At 71.5% G+C, this 19984-nt stretch carries 15 protein-coding genes; 5 read left to right on the top strand and 10 right to left on the bottom strand.

Annotation, left to right across the window (positions count from 1 at the left end):
• The 5 genes from M4V62_RS37170 to M4V62_RS37190 all read right to left on the bottom strand — a co-directional run bounded on the left by M4V62_RS37170 (position 1) and on the right by M4V62_RS37190 (position 5214).
• Positions 1–1197 carry a pyridoxal phosphate-dependent aminotransferase gene (locus tag M4V62_RS37170; RefSeq protein WP_344646356.1) on the bottom strand — a complete coding sequence of 399 codons (1197 nt, stop codon included), beginning with the start codon at positions 1195–1197 and terminating at the stop codon, positions 1–3.
• A gap of 62 nt (positions 1198–1259) precedes the next feature.
• Positions 1260–1847, bottom strand: coding sequence for a DUF1097 domain-containing protein (locus M4V62_RS37175; protein ID WP_249591579.1), 588 nt, complete (start codon positions 1845–1847; stop codon positions 1260–1262).
• A 90-nt stretch (positions 1848–1937) separates the two neighbouring features.
• Positions 1938–3191 carry an amidohydrolase family protein gene (locus tag M4V62_RS37180; RefSeq protein ID WP_249591580.1) on the bottom strand — a complete coding sequence of 418 codons (1254 nt, stop codon included), beginning with the start codon at positions 3189–3191 and terminating at the stop codon, positions 1938–1940.
• A gap of 15 nt (positions 3192–3206) precedes the next feature.
• Positions 3207–4247 (bottom strand): acetamidase/formamidase family protein, encoded by a 1041-nt coding sequence (locus tag M4V62_RS37185; protein ID WP_249591581.1) that lies wholly within the window; start codon positions 4245–4247, stop codon positions 3207–3209.
• The gene (locus M4V62_RS37190) at positions 4189–5214 is read right to left on the bottom strand and encodes a carbamate kinase (protein ID WP_249591582.1); all 1026 of its coding nucleotides are present in this window, start codon (positions 5212–5214) and stop codon (positions 4189–4191) included. The genes M4V62_RS37185 and M4V62_RS37190 overlap by 59 nt, the downstream gene beginning before the upstream one ends.
• Positions 5215–5384: 170 nt before the next feature.
• Here M4V62_RS37190 and M4V62_RS37195 point away from each other — a divergent pair, with 170 nt between their 5' ends.
• Entirely contained in the window at positions 5385–6959 is a 1575-nt protein-coding gene (locus tag M4V62_RS37195) for a PucR family transcriptional regulator (RefSeq protein WP_249591583.1), read from the top strand.
• Here M4V62_RS37195 and M4V62_RS37200 read toward each other — a convergent pair.
• Entirely contained in the window at positions 6920–8257 is a 1338-nt protein-coding gene (locus M4V62_RS37200; RefSeq protein WP_249591584.1) for a purine-cytosine permease family protein, read from the bottom strand. The genes M4V62_RS37195 and M4V62_RS37200 overlap by 40 nt on opposite strands.
• A 219-nt stretch (positions 8258–8476) precedes the next feature.
• Between M4V62_RS37200 and fdrA the strand changes: the two genes are divergently transcribed.
• The 3 genes from fdrA (at position 8477) to M4V62_RS37215 (ending at position 12548) form a co-directional block, all read left to right on the top strand.
• Positions 8477–10042, top strand: a complete 1566-nt coding sequence (fdrA, locus tag M4V62_RS37205) for an acyl-CoA synthetase FdrA (RefSeq protein WP_249591585.1) — start codon at positions 8477–8479, stop codon at positions 10040–10042.
• Between the two features lie 68 nt (positions 10043–10110).
• Complete coding sequence (locus M4V62_RS37210; RefSeq protein ID WP_249591586.1) at positions 10111–11739, top strand: YlbE family protein; 1629 nt, start codon at positions 10111–10113, stop codon at positions 11737–11739.
• On the top strand, positions 11709–12548 hold the full coding sequence (locus M4V62_RS37215; RefSeq protein WP_249591587.1) for an oxamate carbamoyltransferase subunit AllH family protein: 840 nt from the start codon (positions 11709–11711) through the stop codon (positions 12546–12548). The genes M4V62_RS37210 and M4V62_RS37215 overlap by 31 nt, the downstream gene beginning before the upstream one ends.
• 55 nt (positions 12549–12603) lie before the next feature.
• Here the strand turns inward: M4V62_RS37215 and M4V62_RS37220 are convergent, their stop codons facing one another.
• Complete coding sequence (locus M4V62_RS37220) at positions 12604–14568, bottom strand: glycoside hydrolase family 127 protein (RefSeq protein WP_249591588.1); 1965 nt, start codon at positions 14566–14568, stop codon at positions 12604–12606.
• Between the two features lie 211 nt (positions 14569–14779).
• On the opposite strand from M4V62_RS37220, the gene M4V62_RS37225 reads away from it, so the two are divergent.
• On the top strand, positions 14780–15439 hold the full coding sequence (locus M4V62_RS37225) for a ThuA domain-containing protein (protein ID WP_249591589.1): 660 nt from the start codon (positions 14780–14782) through the stop codon (positions 15437–15439).
• 91 nt (positions 15440–15530) lie between these two features.
• Here M4V62_RS37225 and M4V62_RS37230 read toward each other — a convergent pair whose 3' ends face one another.
• From M4V62_RS37230 to M4V62_RS37240, 3 genes are all read right to left on the bottom strand, one after another.
• Complete coding sequence (locus tag M4V62_RS37230; RefSeq protein ID WP_249591590.1) at positions 15531–16028, bottom strand: peptidylprolyl isomerase; 498 nt, start codon at positions 16026–16028, stop codon at positions 15531–15533.
• Between the two features lie 96 nt (positions 16029–16124).
• Positions 16125–17285, bottom strand: a complete 1161-nt coding sequence (locus M4V62_RS37235) for a right-handed parallel beta-helix repeat-containing protein (RefSeq protein ID WP_249591591.1) — start codon at positions 17283–17285, stop codon at positions 16125–16127.
• 110 nt (positions 17286–17395) lie between these two features.
• The gene (locus tag M4V62_RS37240) at positions 17396–19894 is read right to left on the bottom strand and encodes an alpha-L-arabinofuranosidase C-terminal domain-containing protein (protein ID WP_249591592.1); all 2499 of its coding nucleotides are present in this window, start codon (positions 19892–19894) and stop codon (positions 17396–17398) included.
• Between the last annotated feature and the right edge of the window lie 90 nt (positions 19895–19984).

Raw genomic sequence — 19984 nt, forward strand, 5'->3', positions numbered from 1 at the left:
TCAGGCCCGCATCACCAGGCGGTCCACCGCGGGGTTCCCCGAGCCGTAGGGGACCGGCAGGAGTCCGGCGTCCCCGGTCGCGTACAGCACCTTCTCAAGACCGATCACCAGGTGCTCCACGTCGACCGGCGGACGCACGACCAGGCGCAGGAAGCGGCTGGAGCTGCCGATCTTGTTGCCGCACTCGCGGACCAGGATGCCGTGCTCCGCGAGCAGCCGGTCCCGCAGGACCGCTCCGTCGACGCCGTCGGGCAGCCGCACGTACACGAAGTTGCCCTGCGAGGGATAGCTGGTGAGCCCGGGAAGCCGCCCGAGGTGCCAGATCATCTCCTGGCGGTCGCGGCGCACCTGACGCAGACTCAGGTCGTAGGCGTGGCGGTGCTGCTTCAGCATGAACACCACTGTCTCCGCGAAGGAGTTGAGGTTCCACTTCGGCAGTGCGGCCCGCACCCGTCCCGCCAGGCCCGGATTGGCGACGAGATAGCCGAAGCGCACGCCGTGCAGCCCGAAGTTCTTGCCGAGGCTGCGCAGCACGATGACATTGGGGCGAAGCACCGCCTCGTCGGCGACGCTCGACTCCGGCCCCGCGTCGGCGAACTCGAGGAACGACTCGTCGACGACGACCAGGTCGAGATCCTGCAGCGCGTCCAGCAGCGCGAGCACGGAGCGGCGCGGAAGCAGACCTCCGTCCGGGTTGTTGGGGTTGCAGATGACCGCGGTGCGGGAGCCGCGGGCGCGCACGAAGTCGACGTAGGCCGCCGGATCGAGCACGAAGCCGTCGGCCTCCGGAAGCAGGTACATGTCCACCCGCTTGCCGGTCTCCATCGACTGGTCGGTCCACCGCCCGAAGGTCGGCACGGGCACAGCGAGCGCGTCGCGCACCAGCAAGTGGTCGATCCAGGTGATGAGTTCGGTCGAACCGTTGCCCATCACGACGGTCTGCGGATTGAGCCCGAGCACGGCACTGAGCTCGGCCGCGATGGTGTCGGCGCCGCTCGGGTAGTAGGTGAGGATGTCCCGCAGCCGCCCGCCGAGCTCCTCGTACATCTCGGTCGTCGGGAAGTACGGATTGCACGGGATGCAGAAGTCGACGAGCGGCCGTCCGCCGTCCGCCGCCGCCCTGTTCAGCGCGGAGTACGAGGGGCTGTGCGCGGTCGACGCGCGGAAGAGGGCGGTGACGTTGCCCGCGTCTGCCATGGGAGAGCTCCGGATGGTGAAGGTGGTGTCTCCCGTACATACGTACGCGGGCGTGGGCATGCTCAACCGGTGGGGCGTGAGGGGTGATTGATGGGCAGGGATGCCTTCGCCGGGGTCGCAGGCGTCGCAGCCGTCGTGTCCGAAGTCTCCTTCACCGGGAAGGTCAGCTTCATCGACAGATACGCGAAGACCGGGCCGAGGGCGTTCATCGCGACGACGCAGACCCACGCCGACCAGGGGTTGCCCGGGTCGTACCCGAAGCCGCCGAAGAACGTGGCGAAGTAGCTCGCGAAGCCGAAGAACATGCCGGGGATCAGGGACAGCGCCTTGATCCTGCCCACGTACATCAGCGCGCTGTTGACGCAGAGGATCACCAGCGCCTGCATGCAGTTGCGGGCGAACTGGCCCTCACCGAGCGCCGTCGCCGCGTGCTCCTCGATGAGCACGATGAGCAGGGCGAACGTCGAGCCCGCGGGCATCGCGAGCCACAGCCGCTTGGCGTTGGCCAGGCTCGGGCCGCCGAGCAGGAAGGTCCCCGCCCAGCTGATGAAGATGGCCCAGGGCGGCAGATGGAGGGCGTTGCCGCCGATGAACGCCGTGAGTCCGGCGAGCACGGAGGCGACGATTTCATGGGGGAGGCGTTCGCGCATGAGGGCTCCTTGGGTGGGAGGGGGAGGGGAGAGTGCGCAAAGCCGTGCGGGGTGCGGGGTGCGGGGTGCGGCAGTTGGGTCGAAGTGGGTTCAGGGGCCCAGCAGTTCGCGGGTCCGGATCGAGCGCGCCACCACCCTTCCGGCCTTGATCACATACGCCCGCTCGGGACGGTCGAGGACGATGTCGTCGTACGACGTCGTGTCCAGGACGAGCAGATCGGCGCGGGCACCGAGCCGTACGCCGTAGTCGTCCGCGATGCCCACGACGCGCGCCGCCTCGTGGGTCACCATCCGCAGCACCCGGCCGAGGTCGTCGGCACCCGAGAGGTGCCCGGTCTGGGCGAGCAGCAGAGCGGTGTCGAGCTGGTCGACGGTGCCGTACGGGGTGAAGGCGTTGCGGATGTTGTTGGAGGAGCAGGCCGTGACCACGCCCGCGTCCCACAGCTCACGCACCGGGGCGACACCTCTGCGGATCGCCGCCTTGTCGTTCCTGCCGCCCAGGTGCAGATCGGTGGCGGGCAGCGGCACCACGGCCACGCCCGCGTCGGCGAGCGCCGCCGTCGCGCGGGCCCGTTCGGCGGGCGGGCGCCCCGCGAGCGAGGTCATGTGGCCGAGCGCGACCCGGCCGCCGAGCCCGCGCCGTGCGGTCTGCGCGGCGATGAACTCGGCCAGGGCGTACCGGGGGTCGGACGCGTCGTCGCCGAAGTCGGCGTGCAGATCGGCAGGGACGCCGTGTTCGACCGCCAGGTCGAGGACCAGCTCGACCTGGGCGCGGCAGTCGTCGAGCGTGGCCTCGTTGTACGTGCAGCCGCCGATGACATCGGCCCCTGCGGCCAGCGCGCCACGCAGCAGTTTCTCCGTGCCGGGTGAGCGCAGGACACCCTCCTGGGGGAACGCCACGATCTGGAGGTCGAGGGCGTGCGCGTACTCGCCGCGCAGCTCCAGGAGCACCTCCACGCCGAGCAGGCCGGCGATCGGGTCGACGTCGGGGTGCGCCCGGATGACGGTGGTGCCGTTCAGGAGCGCCGACTCGATGACGCGGCGCGCCCTGTCGCGTACGTCGTCACGCGTGAAGCCGGCCTTGAGTGCGCCGGTGACGGAGATCGCCCCGGCGAGGGTGCCGTCCGGGTTGGCGCGCACCCCGTCCAGGAGGGCCTTGTCGAGGTGGAGATGTGGCTCGACGAACGCGGGGACGACGACACGGCCCGCGCAGTCGATCTCCAGATCGGAGGTCAGGCCGGGCGGTGCGTCGCCGAGGCCGGTGATGCGGCCGTCCGTGACGACGATGTCGCAGGGGTGCGCCGCGTCCTCGACGCGCGCGTCGAGCAGGATCAGATCAGCCATGGGTGCCGCTCCCGGTCAGGTCTCGAAGTCGGACTTGCGGATCAGGCAGTGCACGCCCTTGACCTGGTCCACGACCTGGGAGATCTCGAAGTCGGCCGCGGCGCTGAGATACGCGTACGCGGCGTGCCGCTCCATCCCGAAGCGCCCGGTGAGGAAGTCCAGGGCCGCGCGGACCGCGTCCCGCATCGCCTCGTCGAGATCCTCGTGCAGGCCGACGGGGATCCAGTGCGTGTCGGTCTCGGCGAAGGGGCGGGCCACCAGGTCCGTCGCCGCCTGCTTGACGACCGTGAGGCGGACCGTGGCCCGCAGCGGCGCCTCGAACGCGGTGAGCGCGACCTCGCCGTTGCCCTGCGCGTAATGCGGATCGCCGGTGTGGAAGCCCGCGCCCTCGGTCTGCACGGGCAGGTAGAGCGCGCTGCCGGTGACCAGGTGCCGGATGTCCAGGTTCCCGCCGTGCGCGCCGGGCGGCACGGTGTGCGCCGTCGTGTCGGAGTCGGTGGCCACGCCGAGAATGCCGAGGAACGGCGCGAGCGGGAAGCGGACGCTGCGGCCGACGCCGTACGCGATGGAACCCGTGTCGCCGTCGGCCCTGCAGAAGGTGAACTCCGGGCCCTTCTCGGCGAATTCACCCGGCAGCGCGCCGTGCCCGTGCCGAGTGGAGACGATTCCGTAGTCGGCGCGGCGGTACAGGGTGAGGATCTCCACCTTGAGGAGATCACCCGGCTGCGCCGAGCGGACACGCACCGGCCCGAGGACGACGTGGGGCCCGTCGGCGCCCGGGTCGCGTGCGACCGCGGACGCGGCCAACTCCCGTGCGTCGGGCAGGACATCGCGCTCCGAAACCCCGTACCCGCCGAAGAACGCCACCGGATCGCGGCCCTGGTCCTCCAGGATGCCCTCATGCGACACCGTGTCGAAGGTGACCGTGTCACCGGAGTCGACGGTGAGGACCGCCTTCGTCTCGCGGCACGGCAATCGGCCCCAGAGGACGTTCTGTTCAGTGGCCTCCATGTAGTGCGCGCCGTCGATCGGGCCTTGCCCCGCTGCCAGCAGCATCAGTGTCTCCTTCTGTGGTGATCCGGGTGCCTCCCTTGCCGCCCAGCGCCGCCGCGAGCCCCTCCGGCGAGGTGATGAGCACCTCGCGGCCGGGCCCGCCGGCCAAGAACTCCAGGGCGGCCCGGATCTTCGGGCCCATGCTGCCCTCGGGGAACTGCCCCGCTTCGAGCAGCAGTCGGGCCTCGTCCGCGCCGAGCCGGTCCAGGAACCGCTGGGTCGGCCGCCCGAAGTCGACGGCGACCCGGTCCACCCCCGTCGTGATGACGAGCAGCTCCGCGCCCAGCTCCCCGGCGAGCCACGCCGAGGTGAGGTCCTTGTCGATGACGGCCTCCACGCCCCTGAGGCCGCCGTCGGCATCCCTCACGAGCGGTATCCCGCCGCCGCCCCCGGCGATCACCGTGAACCCGGCGGCCGACAGCGTGCGCACCGCCTCCGTCTCCAGGACACGGCGCGGCCGGGGCGACGGAACCACCCGGCGCCAGCCGCGCCCCGCGTCCTCGGCGACGCTCCAGCCGTGCTCGGCGGCGAGGACGCGCGCCACGTCCTGTGGGTAGAACGCACCGATCGGTTTGGTCGGTCGGGCGAACGCCGGATCGTCGGGGTCCACCAGGGTGTGGGTGACGAGCGCCGTGACCCGCTCGGCGGGCAGCGCTCCGCCGAGCGCGCTCGCCAGGATGTAGCCGATGCTGCCCTGCGAGTCCGCCACACACATGTCCAGGTCGAGCGGCGGGAGTTCGGGAGCCAGGTCCGCTACCAGATCCGAGCGGCGCTTGATGAAGCCGACCTGAGGGCCGTTGCCATGGGTGATCACGAGCCGCCGTCCCGTGCCCGCAAGTGCGGCGAGCGGGACGGCCAGGCGCCGTGCGGCGTCGAACTGTTCGGCGATGGTGGCGTGACCGCCACCCCGCAGCAGCGCGTTGCCTCCGATGGCAACCACCGCCGTACGGTGCGCTGTTCGGGGAGTCATGCCGAAACCGTAGGTCTGGGCATCCGGGCCGGTCATGGGCACGAGATGCCAGCCTGGCGCCGCCCCGACTGACACCCGGCGACAACAGGAGGGAAGGTGAGCGGCGGGAAACACGGAAGTTACGCCGCGGGTATTACCCAGGGCACCGAGCCGACGCATAGTGACTGGGCATGACGATATCCGGGACCGGTTCCGCCCAGGACGCCCCGACCGCGCCCGGGGCGGGTCTGACCGTGCGCGAGGCCCTGGCCCTGCCCTGCCTCGGCGGTGCGCGCCTGGTGGCCGGGGCGCGCGGTGACGGCCGTCGTATCCGCGTGGTCAACATCATGGAAGTCCCCGACATCGTCCGCTGGATGCGCGGCGGTGAACTCCTCCTCACCACCGCCTACGCGGTGCGCGACGACACCGACGCGCTGTCCGCGCTCGTGCCGGTCCTCGCCGAGCGTGGCCTGGCCGGGCTCGGCGTGAAGGTCGGCCCCTACCTCCCCGAACTGCCCCCGGACATGCTGGCGGCGGCCGACGAACTCGGCTTCCCCATCGTGAAGCTGCCCGGCGCCGTGATGTTCAACGACATCCTCTCCGAGGTCATCGGCACCGTCCTGAACCGGCAGGCCCTGGAGCTCGAACGCTCCCGCGCCATCCACGAGCGGCTCACCCGGGTCGCGCTGAGCGGCGGCTCCTACCAGGAGCTGATGAACGTCCTGTTCGAACTCTCCGGCTGCGCGGCCGCCGTGCGCGACGAGCACGGCGCGATCGTCGCCTCGGCCGGTGCGCCGCCCGCCGAGAGCCCGCCCACCGCCGCCCGCACCATCCACGTCGACGGCGCGCCCGTGGGCAGCGTCGGACTGTGGACCACCGCCGACGCCGGGCAGGGGGACGCCCACCAGCAAGTGGCGCTCGAACACGCCACCACCGTCGCGGCCACCGTCGCGGCCCAGGAGCGGGCCGTCACCAGCCGGCAGCAGCGCTACCGGGCCCTGATGCTGATGGAACTGGTGTCCCGGCCGCCCCGCGACCGTGCGGAGACCGTGCGCCGCGCCGCCGCCATGGGCTGGAACCCGCATGTGCCGCGGGCCGCCGTCCTCGTCGAGGTGCACGACCCGTCAGGTGGCGCGCCGGTCACCGAACTCTCCCTGGAGGAGCGCCTGGTGCCGCTGGTGCGCGGCGTGGTGGGCGCGGACGCCGTCGTCTGGGGCAGCCAGAGCGGCCTCGCCATGCTCGTCGAGCCGGGCGACTCGCTCACCGGCCGCTGTCGCGCCGTGCACGCCGCCATCGCCGCCGCCCGTCCGGCCTGGGACGTCGTGGTCGCCGCGGGCACCGTCCGTGAGGACTTCGCGGACTTCCATCACAGCTACGAGGAGGCCGTGGAGACCCTGACCCTCGGCCGCGAGGTGCATGGCCCCGACTTCGTCCGCGGTTACACCGAACTCGGCGTCTACCGCCTGCTCGGCCAGCTGCCCGACAGCGAACTGCGCCGCCTCGTCGACGACGCCCTGGGACCGCTCCTCGACTACGACCGCCTCAACGAGGGCAGCCTCGTCGAGACCCTCGGCGCGTATCTGCTGCACGACCGCAACGGCGTCACGGTGGCCGCCCGCCTGCACGTCCACTACAACACCCTGCGCTACCGCCTGCGCCAGATCGAACGGCTCACCGGGGGCTTGGAGCGCCACCCGATGAGCCGTCTGCAGGCCGAACTCGCCGTTCACGCCCGCCGGATGCTGGCGGCCCGCGACCGCGGCTGAGCCGGGGCGGTCGCCGCCGCGTCCCGTGCCGCGCGGATCTGCCGTGCCGAAAGGGCCAGATAGAGGAGGGCCCCGGTCAGCGGCAGCGCGTGCCACAGCTCGTCCCCGAGCCCGAAACCGAGCCACAGATTGACGCCGAGCCCACCGAAGTACGCCGCCATCGCACGCCAGTTGACCCGTGACACCTGGGCGAGATCGAGGTCGTAGCGACCGCGCCGCACCACGAAGTAGTCGGCGATGAGGATGCCCGGGATCAGCGGGATCGCATAGCCGAGATGGCCCAGATACGTCAGGAACGCGTCCAGGATTCCGGCGCTCAGGCCGTAGTACGCGAGACCCGCGCCGAGGAGACCAGCCAGGACGTTCACCACGAGCCGTGGCAGACCGAGCGCGGACCGCCCGGCGAGGCTCGCCGCGTACATGTTGTTCACCTCGTGCGGAAAGCCCTGCACGAAGACGGCCACGGCCGCGAGCCCCGCGACTCCCACGACGGCGAACGCGTCGCCCATGTCGCCGAGCCCGACGCCGAGGCCGATCAGGATCCCGAGCATGTTGAAGCCGAAGTTGCCGACGACGAACTCGGCGAGCGTCGTCGTCCACACCGTGCCCGGAGTCCTGCCGAACCGCGTGATGTCCGGCGTGACGGTCGCGCCCGTCATCCACTTGTTCACCCCGAGCGCGAACATCGCCAGTACGGTGACCTCGCCGCCGCGCACCGGATCGCTCGCCAGGACGGCGCCCAGGCCGCCCGCGTGCCGCACGGTCGCGACCACCGCGACGAGGACGGCGGCCAGCATCAGCGGGACGCTGATCCGGCCCACCCAGGTGAGGCCCTTGCCGAAGCCGATGATCGACAGGGCGGTGTAGACGGCGCTGAGCAGCACGCAGTAGACGAGTCCGGTCACCGGGTCGTCCCCGCCCGGCAGGACACCGGCGGTGATGCCGGTGCTGTAGCCGACGAAGCCCGCCGACAGGACGGCGATCACCAGGGACGGCAGTCGGCTGCCGTCCCTGCCGAACGTCAGCTGCATGCCGATCGCGGTCGTCACGCGCTCGCGCTGACCCATGAGGCCGCACAGCACCGACACCGCGCTGACCACGAGCGACGAGCCGAGCGCGATCGCCACGGCCGTCCAGAAGTCGAAGAAGAGGCCGAGCGACATGCCGTAGAGGAGATCGGTCGCCGACACGGTGAAGCCCATCCGCACCAGCGTGATGGAGAGGGTCGAGCGGCGTTCGGACTCGGGCAGACGGGAGGCGGCGAAGTCCTCGGTCGCCTCGCTGACGGTACGGGGCATGGCGGTCCCTTCGTGTCGGGGTGTGCGTGCACGGGGGGCCAGTGCGGGGAGGCGGGGAGGCGGGGGTGGGAGTCGGGTGGGAAGTCGGGTGCGGGAAGATCCCATCGTCAGGGGGCGGGCGCGGCCGGGTCACTGTCACCTGATGCCGGTAGACCCCTGGCCGGTGCTGGCATCCGGAGCCATGCCGCCGGGTGGGGTGTGCTCCCTACAGTCGGTGGCATGGTGCTGCGAAACGCCGTCCACAAGGATCTGTACGCCGATTCGGTCGCCCTGATGAGGGTGGCCGCACGCCTCGCCGAACGGCCGGGCGTCCTGACCGCGAGCCTGGTGATGGGCACTCCGGCCAACCAGGAGGTGCTCGACCGCGCGGGCATGCTGGCCGGTGAGGGCCGGAGCGCGGGGCCGAACGACCTGATCGTCGCGGTGAGTTGTTCCGACGAGGAGGGCGATGCCGTGGCGGAAGCCGCGCTCGCGGATGCGCTGGCCGGGCTGACCGAGGATGGCGGACCGGAGTCGGGCGGACCGGAGTCGGACGGCCCCGAGGAGGACCTGCCTCTGCGCTCCCTGGCGGGCGCGCCCGCGGACGCCGACCTGGCGCTGATCTCGACCCCGGGCGCGTACGCCACGGCTGAGGCGCTCAAGGCCCTGCGCCGAGGGATGCACGCCTTCGTCTTCAGCGACCACGTCCCGGTCGAGGACGAACTGATGCTCAAACAGGAAGCCGCGTCCCGGGGCTTGTTGGTGATGGGCCCGGACTGCGGCACGTCGCTCATCGACGGCGTCCCGCTGGGCTTCGCCAACGCCGTGCGCCGTGGCGGCGTGGGCCTCGCCGGGGCCTCCGGCACGGGGCTCCAGCAGGTGTCGTGTCTGCTGCACGCGATGGGCGCGGGCGTCAGCCACCTCATCGGCACCGGCAGCAGGGACCTGAGCGCCGATGTGGGCGGCCTTTCGATGCTGGGAGCCCTTGACGCCCTGGCCGCCGATCCGGCCACGGATGTCGTCGTGCTGGTGTCCAAACCGCCCGCGCCCGAGGTCGCGGCGCGGGTCCTGGAGCGCGCCGCCGGGACCGGAAAGCCGGTGATCGCCTGCTTCCTCGGCTGGGACGGCAGCGGCACCGCTCCACCGGAGGTGACACTGGCCCCCACCCTGCACGAGGCGGCACGGTGTGCGGCGACCCTGGCGCTCGGCCGCCCGGCAACAGCCGCGGCGCCGCCCGAACTCCCGGCCCCGCGCGCCCCGCGCCGCTGGATACGCGGCCTGTACGCAGGCGGAACCTTCGCGTACGAGGCGGAGTGGCTGTTGCGCCCCGCACTCGGCGACATCGCGCGCGAAGCGTCAGGCCAGGTACCGGCCGAGGTGCCGCGGCTGCCCGACGGGCACGTGGTCCTCGACCTGGGCGACGACGCGTACACGGCGGGCCGACCGCACCCGATGATCGACCCCGGGGTGCGCACCGCGTATCTGCGGGCGGCGTTGGACGACCCGACGACCGCTGCGGTGATCCTCGACGTGGTACTCGGCCACGGGGCGGCGGAGGATCCAGCGGGCGAGGTGGCGAGAGCGCTGACATCGCACGAGGGTGAACGCCCTGCCGTGCTGACGTTCGTGGTGGGGACCGATCGGGATCCCCAGCAACTAGACCTTCAGGAGCGGGTGTTGAGGGATGCGGGCGCGGTGGTCGTGGAGAGCGGAACCATCGCCGCCGGGGTGGCGGCGCGGTCCCTTGCGCGGGCTGCGGAACCGGCTGCGGAACCGGCCGGGGCGCGGATGGGAGGTGGCTTGTGAGCAGGGTGAGTGGGGCGAGTGGGGCGAGTGGGGCGAGTGTCAGTAGTGGGGCGGGCAAGGTGAGTGGGGTGACTGGTGTGGCCGAGACGGGTGTCCCGGCCGGAAGGACCGCCTCCGCTGATGCGACGGCCTCCAGCTCGGCCGGCATGGCCGGTCCGGCCGAGGTGCCCCGGGTCGCGGAGGTGCCCCGGGTTGGGGAGGTGCCCCGGGCCGCAGTGGCGAACGGGGCCGGGGGCCCATCGCGTGGTCCCGGCTCACTGCTTGCCGCGCCGCCGCGCATCGTCGCCGTCGGCGTGGAGGGATTCGCGCGGCCCGCGCGGGAATCGGGCGCCGCGGTGTACGCCGTCGACTGGCGGCCGCCCGCCGGTGGGGATGCGGGGCTCGGGGGCAAGCTGGCGCGGCTCACCGCCCATCCCGTGATCGAGGCGGCCAACGCCCGTGCTTTGGGCGCGGTCCTCGCGGTTCAGCCGCTCCTGGTGGACGTCGCACCCGCCGGGGAGGTGATTCCCCGGCTCGCCGATGAACGCCTGCTGCTGCATGCCGGGCCGCCCATCCCGTACGAGCGGATGTGCGGGCCCATGCGGGCCGCCGTCACGGGAGCCGTGCTCCTGGAAGGGTGGGCGGACACGCCCGACGAGGCCGAGCGGCAGGCCGCGGGCGGCGAGATCCGCTTCGAGCCGTGCCATCACCACGACGCCGTCGGTCCGATGGCCGGGATCATCTCCCGGTCCATGCCGCTCCTGGTGGTCGAGGACACGGTCACCGGCCGCCGCTCCTACTCCAACCTCAATGAGGGGCAAGGGCGTTGCCTGCGCTACGGCGCGCTCGGCGAGGACGTGATGACCCGGCTGCGGTGGATGGGGGAGCGTCTCGGGCCGAGCCTGCGCGCCGCGATCCGCGCACGCGACGAGCCGGTGAACCTGCGGACGGTCACCGCACAGGCGCTCCAGATGGGAGACGAGTGCCACAGCCGCAACACCGCGGCAAGCGCTCTGCTCACCCGTGAACTGGCCGCCGGTCTCGCCCACGCCGCCGACCTGGGGGGAGTCGAAGCGCTCGACTTCCTCAGCGGGAACAACTACTGGTTCCTCAACTTCTCCATGGCGGCAAGCAAGTTGGCCATGATGGCCGGCCACGGCGTGGAGCACTCGACCCTCGTGACCGCCTTCGCCCGCAACGGCGTGGACGTCGGCATCCGGGTCAGCGGGCTCGGCGACGCCTGGTTCAGGGCCCCTGCCGCTTCCGTGGACGGCCTGTACTTCGCCGGGTTCGGGCCCGACGACGCCAACCCGGACATCGGCGACAGCGCCATCGCGGAGGTGCACGGACTCGGCGGCTTCGCGATCGCCGCCGCGCCCGCGATCGTCGGCTTCGTCGGCGGCACCCCCGAGCGTGCCCGCCGCATCAGCCGCGAGATGGCCACCCTCACGGTCGGCAGGCACCGCGACTACCAGCTGCCGGGCCTCGACTTCGTCGGCAGCCCCGTCGGGATCGACATCCGCAAGGTCGTGGACACCGGCATCGAACCCGTCATCACGACGGGCATCTCCCACCGCGAGCCCGGCATCGGACAGATCGGCGCCGGACTGACGGTGGCGCCGATGCGGTGCTTCACGGGCGCGCTCAAGGCGTTCGACGACAGCGACGACATCGAGGAGCGCGACGCGTGCGACTCGTTCGAGGAGCCGCCCGCGTGATCGTCGGTGCGGTGAGCGACGCGGTCGCCCGACTCGTGCACGGCCCGCCGCGCTCCGGACGCGTGGCCGCCCGTACCCGGTTCGCCGTGTACCTCGCCACGGGCGACACGGAACTGCCCGCCGTGGCAGTGATCGCCCCGGACGCGATCAGGGTGCCCAACGCGGTCGTCCTCGCGAGGCCGGGGCCGGGGTGGGCAGGGGTGCGTCCCGGAACGCCTGCCCGGTTCGGTGCCGGGCGGGTGGAGTTCGGCGCCTGGCGCGTCGCGGCGGACGGGTCCTGGGCGCCGCCCCGCGCCCAGGACCTGCTCTGCACGGCTCCTGTGCGCGAGGCCCGCCGCGCGGAGCTTGCACGGGCCGCGGCCGGAGGCGGTGACCGCACGCCGCACTCGTGCACGCCGCACTCGTCCACGCCGCACTCGTGCACGCCGTGCTCCGCGGAGCTGCGCGAAGCCCTGCGCACGGACGACACCGGCCGGGTCCTCGAAGCGGCCCGCGCCCTCGTCGGCCGTGGCCCGGGTCTCACCCCGTCCGGCGACGACATCCTCTGCGGCGCCCTCCTCGCCCGGCACGCCACGGGGCGTCCGATCGGCGCTCTGGCGGCCGCGGTGGGCGGGGCAGAGGCGCGCACGCCCCTGGTGTCGGCAGCGCTGCTCCGGCACGCGGTGCGGGGTGAGTGCGTACCCCAAGTGGCGCAGGTGATCCGGGGGTTGGGGAGGGGTGAGGCACTGGATCTCGCGCCCCTGCTGGCCGTCGGTCACCACTCGGGGGCGGACCTGCTCCGGGGGATCGCGGCGGGCATCGCCCGATGACGCCGACGCGCCGCCCGGCCTTGCTCGACCTCCCCTCCCGCCCCCGGCTCACGCATCAACTCCCCGGAATCCAGACCCGCATGGCCCCGTCCTCCCGGTTCGCCCACGCGTAGTACGGCACCGCCGTCAGGCGAGTCTCCGCCCGCCCCGAGCGGCGGTGGCCGGTGGTCGTGACGACCGTGACGCCGCCCAGGAGGTCCGGACGGTGCTCGGTGACGGTGCGGGCGGTCGGCGTCAGTGTCACCTCGTCGAGCCGCAGGCCTGCCTCCTGGTCGACGCTCTCCAGGCAGTACACGAGGGGCCCGCGCTCCACGGCCACGCAGCCGCGGACCGCGTCCACCCGTGGGTCCGGCTCCGTGAGCCGTACGTCCAGGGCGAGGTCCAGGACGACGCGCTCGCCGGGAAGCCAGCGGCGCCGTATCCGCAGCCAGCCCCGGTCCGCCTCGGTGCGGTCCTGCCGGTCCGGTGCGGCCACCGTGAACTCGGCGCACCAGGAGGGGATGCGCAGCGAGAGCGTCCAGTCGCGGTCCGCGGGCGCGGCGTCGACGGTGACCGTGACGCGGCCCTTCCAGGGGTAGTCCGTCTCCACCGTGACCGCCCCGGCCTCGTCACCGCCCCCGGCCGCGTCCGTCGCGTACGAACCCGTCGCGTACTGATGCAGCTGGAGGCCCTTTGCGTCGCCGCTCGCCACGTAGTGGGGGAGCGAGGCCAGCAGGCGCATCACGTTCGGCGGGCAGCAGGCGCAGCGGAACCAGGGCGTGCGGCGGGCCGCCTGGTCGCCGGTACGGGTCTCGTGGTCGTCGCGCACCTGGAGCGGGTTGACGTACAACCAGCGGTCGCCGTGGAGTGAGACACCGGACAGGAAGCCGTTGTAGAGGGTGCGCTCGACGAGGTCGGAGTAGCGGGTCTCGCCGGTGAGCAGCGCCATCCGCCACGACCACTGCACGGAGGCGATGGCCGCGCACGTCTCCGCGTACGCCCGGTCGGGCGGCAGCTCGAAGGGGTCGCCGAACGCCTCGCCCTCGTGGCGCGAGCCGACTCCGCCGGTGAGGTAGGTCTTGGTGGCGGCCATGGCGTGCCACAGCCGTTCCAGGGCCTCGCGCAGCGTCGCGTCACCGGTCTCCATGGCCAGGTCGGTGACCCCGGCCAGGAGGTAGAGCTGGCGCACGGCGTGCCCGGTGACGGTCGGTGCCTCACGTACGGGGAGGTGGTCCTGCCAGTACGCGGGCCCCGGATCGTCGTGGCCGCTGCTGGTGCCGCTGCCGCTGCCCGCCGCGAGCAGTCCGTGGCCGCGCCGGTCGGTGAAGCGGCGGGCGAGATCGAGGAAGCGCCGGGCGCCGGTCTCGCGGTACAGCTCCACCAGGGCGGTCTCGATCTCCGGGTGCCCGCAGATCCCGTCGATCTTCTTGTCGGCCCCGAAGACGGAGTCGATGTGCGCCGCGAACGCGAGCGCCACGTCCAGGAGCTCGCGGCGGCCCGTGGCCCGGTGGTGCGCGACCGCCGCCTGGATCAGATGCCCCGCGCAGTACAGCTCGTGGCCCCGGTCGAGCTCGCTCCAGCGCCGTTCGGGGTGGGCGACCTGGTAGTACGTCTGGAGGTAACCGTCGGCTGCCTGGGCGGAGGCGACGAGGGACACGAGCCGCTCCACGTCCGCGGCGAGTCGGCCCTGGCCGGGATCGCGGGCTGGCTGCCCGTCGGTCGACTGCCCGTCGGTCGACGGCCCGTCGGCCAGCTGCCAGGAAGCGGCCTCGAGCCACTTGTGGACATCGGAGTCCTGGAACGGAAAGTCCCCGACGAAGGATCCCGAACCCTCCGCCGCCGCAAGGAGGTTGGCCAGATTGCCCGCCTGGTCGAGGCGCTCGGGCCCCTGCGGGATGCTCACCGAGGCGTTGGTGTGCCGCCGTGCGGCCCAGAAGCCGCCCGTGATCCGCGCGGCGACCGCCGGGCGCAGGGCGGTGTGCGCGGTCGCCCGGAGGCGGATCGGTCCCAGGGGTGAGGGCGGGGGCGTGAGATCGGGCATGGGCGCCATTCCTCTGTGCCGTGGTCGTTCGATACCTGGAACAATGTTCGGTAATCAATTACTGCCGCTGACGCTACCTTGGGCCGCCCGGCGCGGGGGAGAGGTCGCCCGCATCCGCGACCTCCGCATCCGCGACCTCCGCATCACGGCTGCCGTCCATCAGCCCATGACCGTGGTCGTGACTATGACCGTGGCTCCTACGATCGGGGCCATGAGCCCCCGCCTGCTGATCTACACCCGAACGACCGCGTACCGCCATGCGTCGATCCCCGCGGGCGTGACCGCCCTGAGGGAACTCGCCGCCGGGAGCGGCTGCTCCGCCGACGCGACCGAGGATCCGGCCGCCTTCGAGCAGGACCTGTCCGCCTACGCGGCGATCATCTTCCTCTCCACCAGCGGCGACGTCCTCACCCCTGCGGGGCGTGAGGCTCTGCGCGCACACCGTTCGGCGGGCGGCGGCTTCATTGGAGTCCACGCAGCGGCCTGCACCGAGTACGACTGGCCGTACTACGGCGAGCTCCTCGGCGCGCGCTTCGCCCGCCACCCCGCCTACCAGCCAGGCCGCCTGACCGTCGAGGACCGCGCGCACCCCGCCACCGAACACCTCCCCGCCACCTGGGAGTTCACCGACGAATGGTACGACTTCCGGGCCTCGCCGCGCGGCGCGGTGCGGGTCCTGGCGTCCGCCGACGAAACCTCGTACGAAGGCGGTGGGATGGGCGCGGACCACCCCCTGGTGTGGTGCCACGAGAACGAGGGCGGCCCGATGTTCTACACGGCCCTTGGCCACGCCGACGAGGCCTACGCGGACCCGGACTTCCGTGCCCACCTCCTGGGCGGCCTGCGCTACGTGACCGGCCGTGCCCAGTAGAGACGGCCCACGGCCGGACCCGGGCCGTTGACCGGGACATGGGTGAGCCCCCGCCGGTGCGGCGGGGGCTCGTGCCAGGTACCAGCCGGAACTAGAGGGTGCCGGAGGCGGCGATGGCGATCTCGGCCTTGGTGGCGCCCGACTGCGAGCCGAAGCTCTCGATCTTCTTGACGAGGGCCATGCTCTCCTCGTCCGCGACCTCACCGAACACGACGTGCTTGCCGTCGAGCCAGCTCGTCACGATCGTGGTGATGAAGAACTGCGAGCCGTTCGAGTCGGGGCCCGCGTTGGCCATCGAGAGCAGGCCCGGCTTGGTGTGCTTGAGCTGGAAGTTCTCGTCGGGGAACTTGGCGCCGTAGATGCTCTTGCCACCCGTGCCGTTGCCGGCGGTGAAGTCGCCGCCCTGGAGCATGAAGTCCGGGATGACGCGGTGGAACTTCGAGCCCGCGTAACCGAAGCCCTTCTCGCCGGTGGCGAGCGCGCGGAAGTTCTCCGCGGTCTTCGGCACGACGTCGTCGAAGAGGTTGAACGTGATGCGGCCCTCGGGCTGGCCGTCGATGGTGATGTCGAAATAAGCCTTGGTGGTCATGGACCTCATCCTGTCACTGCCCCTTACCCGGCCGCCAACCGAACCCCCCGGTGAGACCTCTGTCACCCTGCTGACCAGGCATGATGTCGTCGGCATTCAGTCCATGGTCGAGCCGATGGCGGTGCTCCCCGTCGTCAGGAACGTCGTCGCGGGGAGCGCCCCGCTCGCCCGGCGGGCGCCGTACACCGTGTCCGCGTTCGTGGATCTGAAGGCGGGGGTGGCCACGCCGCTGTCCCAGTTGTTGGCGGCCGAGACCGTGCCGGAGCCGAGCTTGGCCGTACCCGTGCCGTTCGCCACGGCCAGATTGCGGGCCAGGCGGCCCTTGCCCGTGGCGAAGTAGAAGCCGGTCTCCTTGTTCGCGTACGCCGTGTTGCGGTTGAGGCCGGCGGCGCCGGGGTTGGAGTTCTCGGTGAAGCCGTGGAGGGTGTTGTCCCAGGCCGCGTTGTTGTTCACCAGGTGTGCGGCGCTCGCTCCGCCGCCGCCCAGCTTGAACCCGTTGCCGTTGCCCTCCCAGGCGGAGTCGTTCCAGCGGTTCTTGCCGTTGCCGAAGGCCCAGGAGTGCTCGACGGTGACGGGGGACGCGTACTGCCACAGGTCCATGCCGTCGTCGGCGTTGTTGAACAGACGAGCCCCGGTGATCTTGTTGCCGGTGCCCGAGCCGAACTTCACGGCCAGGCCGTCGGCGTTCTGGCCATGGGTGGCGGCGTCGTAATTGCCGTGGCTGTCGAGATTCTGCACCAGGTTGTCCGTCGTGCCGTCGCCGCGCAGGGTGAACCCGGAGTCGCCGTTGTCGGCGGTGACCAGGTTCTTGAAGATGCCGCCGACGGAGGAGGTGGCGACGAAGCCCTGGGCGGGGGAGTTCTGGAAGGTGAGATTCTGCACGGTCCAGTGGTCGCCGTGGATCCCGGCGAGCCAGGAGCCCTCGGCGAGCTTCGAACCGTCGATCTTCACCTTCTCGGTGCCGTACGCGGCGAGCGTGATGCGCGCGGCCGCGCTCCCGTCCGCCGTCGACTTGAGGGTCTTGACCGGGTGGTACGTGCCGCCGCGGACCTGGATCGTGGTCCCCGCCGACGCGCTCGCCACCGCGGACTCGAGCGCCGCGGAGGTCGACACGACCACGGTGCTGCTCGCCGCGACCGCGTCCGCGTCGTCCGGGGCCAGACCCAGGTGGACGCCTCCCGCGCCCGCCGCCACGGCGACGGCGGCGGCGAGGGTGATCGTGCGGGTCCTGCGGTGGCGTCCGGTGCTGCTGCTCACAGCGGTCGTTCCTCTCCTGGGGGGACGTGGTGCGGCGACTGCCCGGGAAACCCCATGACCTCCGGGCAGCCGCCACCCCCTTGTCCCCGCCGCATGCGGGAAAGGTTGCCTCAGCCGGTCTTGATCCTCAGAAAAGTGACCGAGTTCGCCGGGAAGGTGTACGAGAAGGTGTCGGACACGCCCCTGAACGTCGAGGTCACCGGTTTGACCGGCGTCGCGTCCTTCGTGTTCTCGGCGGCCGGGTCGGCGGCGAGCGTGGTCACCTTCGCGTTCCGCTCCACCTTCGAGCCCGAACCCAGGCCCACCTTGGTGCGTGCATCCGAGCCCTGAGCGTTGACGACCTTGACGATGAGGTCACCGGTGGCCTTGTCGCGGGTGACGACCTGGCGGAACGGCTCGGCGGGCTTGTCGTCCGTGAAGGATCCCCACTTCTTGCCGTCGAGGAAGAGCGTGACCTGGCGGCCGCGCACCTCCACGCGCAGGTCGTAGCTGCGGCCCGTCTCGATGGTCGTCGTGTCCTGGACCATGGTCTGCTTCGCGCCGTCGACGGTCTTCTCGACGGCCGACTGGGTGTTGTTCCAGCCGCCCAGGTTCCACCAGTAGTGGTTGCCGGTGTCCTTGACCCCGAAGGCGACCATGAAGCCTTCCTTGCCCGCCTTCTTGGTGGCCTTCACGTTCAGGTCGTAGTTCTGCCAGCCCTTGTCGCCCGCCGTGACCAGGGTGTTCTCGGCGGCCTCGTCGGACTGGACGTAGGCGCCGTCCTGGACGGCCCAGGTGCCCTTGTCCGCGGCCTTGCTCCACTGGCCGTCACCGCCGGAGAAGTCGTCGGTCAGGAGTGTGCCGCCGTTCTCACCGGTGACCAACACGTCGTCATACGCGGCACTGGTCGCCCAGGTGGAGAGGCCGACGGCGCCGGTGATGGGACCGGACGTGGCGGGGGTGCCGGAGGCCGTGGAGGGCACGACCTCGTCGCCGACGTTGCGCATGAAGAGCTTCTGCGTCTCGTAGTTGGCCGAGCCCCACGACTGGTCGTTGTCGTACCAGATCATGTTCGGCTTCCACTGCACGTAGTCCTCGTTGGCGAGCAGCGGGGCGTACGAGGCGAGCTTGACGACGTCGGCGTTGCGTTCAAGGCCAGTCATGAAGGCAGCTTCTGACAGGGCGTTGGAGAATTTGTTGCCCTGCGATGCGTACTCGCCGAGGAAGACCTTGGGGCCCTTGCGGTCGTAGGAGTCGTAGCGGTCGTTGTTCTCCAGGAACCACTGCGGGCTGTTGTAGTAGTGCTCGTCGACCATGGCGACGTCCGCGTCGCGATTGAGCTGCCAGGCCTTGTCGAAGGTCGAACCACTGTCGTCTGGGCCCGAGTTGGAGATGACGGTGATGTCCGGGTACTTCGCCTCGATGGCCGAGCGGAACTCCTTGAAGCGGGCGAAGAACTCCTCGGGGAGGTTCTCCTCGTTGCCGACTTCCAGGTGGGTGAGGCCGAAGGGCTTGGGGTGGCCCATCGCCGCCCGCTTCTTGCCCCACTCGCTCGTCGCCGGGCCGTTCGCGAACTCGATCAGGTCCAGGGTGTCCTGGATGTGCCGCTTCAGCAGGGCCGGGTCGTCCGTGGCCTTGTTCTGACCGCAGCCCGTCACCAGGGCGGGCACCACGGGCAGCGGCATGGCGCCGGTGTCCTCGGCGAACTGGAAGTACTCGTAGTAGCCCAGGCCGTAACTCTGGTTGTAGCCCCAGAAGTTGGCGTTCGTGGCGCGCTGCTCGACCGGCCCGATGGTGTCCTTCCACTGGTAGGAGCGCTTGCGCTGCCAGCCGGACTGCTCGTCGTACGCCTCGTGGGAGCCGGTGTTGACCAGGCAGCCGCCGGGGAAGCGCAGGAAGCCGGGCTTCAGGTCGGCGACCTTCTGGGCGAGGTCCGCGCGCAGGCCGTTCGCGCGGCCCTTGTAGGTGTCGCGGGGGAACAGAGAGATCTCGTCGAGGGCGACGGGGGCGCCGGAGGCGACCGTGAGCCTGCCGGTGGCGGAGGTGCGGCCCGCCGTGAACGAGGCCTTGTACTTCGCCCAGCCGCCGCGCGCGGTGACGCGCCGGGCCGGGGCGAGGTCGCCGGAGGCGTCGCGCAGGGTGAGGGTCAGCGGCGCGTTCCCCGCAGCGCCGTTCCCCGTCCCGCCGCTGCGGGCCCAGACCGAGAAGTCGTACCGCTTGCCCTGGGTGACCGCGATGCCGGTGTTGTATCCGGAGTTGGTGACGGATGAACCGCCCGCCAGGGAGAGGTAGTTGCGGTTGCGGGCGTTGAGGCGGCCGTCGTCGTTCAGGACCTGGGCGGAGCCGGACGTGTCCCACGAGGTCAGCGACTTGTACGAGGCGTTGTCGGCGGTGGAGTACTCGAAGGAGCGGTTCTGGACGAGCTCGGCGTACAGGCCGCCGTCCGCCGCGCGGTTGATGTCCTCGTAGAAGACGCCGTACATCGAGTCGTCGATCTTCGCGCCGGTGCGGGCCTGGTCGACGGAGAGGGTGTAGTCGGTGGGTTCGGCCGCGGCGGTGGGTCCCGCGGCGAGCGTTCCGGCGAGCAGGGCTCCGAGGGTGAGCCCGAGTCTCCAGCGTCTGCGTGCCATGCGTACCCCAGTCTGTGTGCGGTATGTCGAACGCTGATCAGTAGGTCGAACGGCAACTTAGGTAGCGCGGAGCGGCACGTCAACGCATTG

This window comes from Streptomyces durmitorensis (genome assembly GCF_023498005.1).
GTDB classification, from domain to species: Bacteria; Actinomycetota; Actinomycetes; order Streptomycetales; family Streptomycetaceae; genus Streptomyces; species Streptomyces durmitorensis.

What these genes read in the sequence shown, in the direction of transcription:
- M4V62_RS37170 (WP_344646356.1), bottom strand. Translation starts at nt 1,197, where the DNA reads ATGGCAGACGCGGGCAACGTCACCGCCCTCTTCCGCGCGTCGACCGCG.
- M4V62_RS37175 (WP_249591579.1), bottom strand. Translation starts at nt 1,847, where the DNA reads ATGCGCGAACGCCTCCCCCATGAAATCGTCGCCTCCGTGCTCGCCGGA.
- M4V62_RS37180 (WP_249591580.1), bottom strand. Translation starts at nt 3,191, where the DNA reads ATGGCTGATCTGATCCTGCTCGACGCGCGCGTCGAGGACGCGGCGCAC.
- M4V62_RS37185 (WP_249591581.1), bottom strand. Translation starts at nt 4,247, where the DNA reads ATGCTGCTGGCAGCGGGGCAAGGCCCGATCGACGGCGCGCACTACATG.
- M4V62_RS37190 (WP_249591582.1), bottom strand. Translation starts at nt 5,214, where the DNA reads ATGACTCCCCGAACAGCGCACCGTACGGCGGTGGTTGCCATCGGAGGC.
- M4V62_RS37195 (WP_249591583.1), top strand. Translation starts at nt 5,385, where the DNA reads ATGACGATATCCGGGACCGGTTCCGCCCAGGACGCCCCGACCGCGCCC.
- M4V62_RS37200 (WP_249591584.1), bottom strand. Translation starts at nt 8,257, where the DNA reads ATGCCCCGTACCGTCAGCGAGGCGACCGAGGACTTCGCCGCCTCCCGT.
- fdrA (WP_249591585.1), top strand. Translation starts at nt 8,477, where the DNA reads ATGGTGCTGCGAAACGCCGTCCACAAGGATCTGTACGCCGATTCGGTC.
- M4V62_RS37220 (WP_249591588.1), bottom strand. Translation starts at nt 14,568, where the DNA reads ATGCCCGATCTCACGCCCCCGCCCTCACCCCTGGGACCGATCCGCCTC.
- M4V62_RS37225 (WP_249591589.1), top strand. Translation starts at nt 14,780, where the DNA reads ATGAGCCCCCGCCTGCTGATCTACACCCGAACGACCGCGTACCGCCAT.
- M4V62_RS37230 (WP_249591590.1), bottom strand. Translation starts at nt 16,028, where the DNA reads ATGACCACCAAGGCTTATTTCGACATCACCATCGACGGCCAGCCCGAG.
- M4V62_RS37240 (WP_249591592.1), bottom strand. Translation starts at nt 19,894, where the DNA reads ATGGCACGCAGACGCTGGAGACTCGGGCTCACCCTCGGAGCCCTGCTC.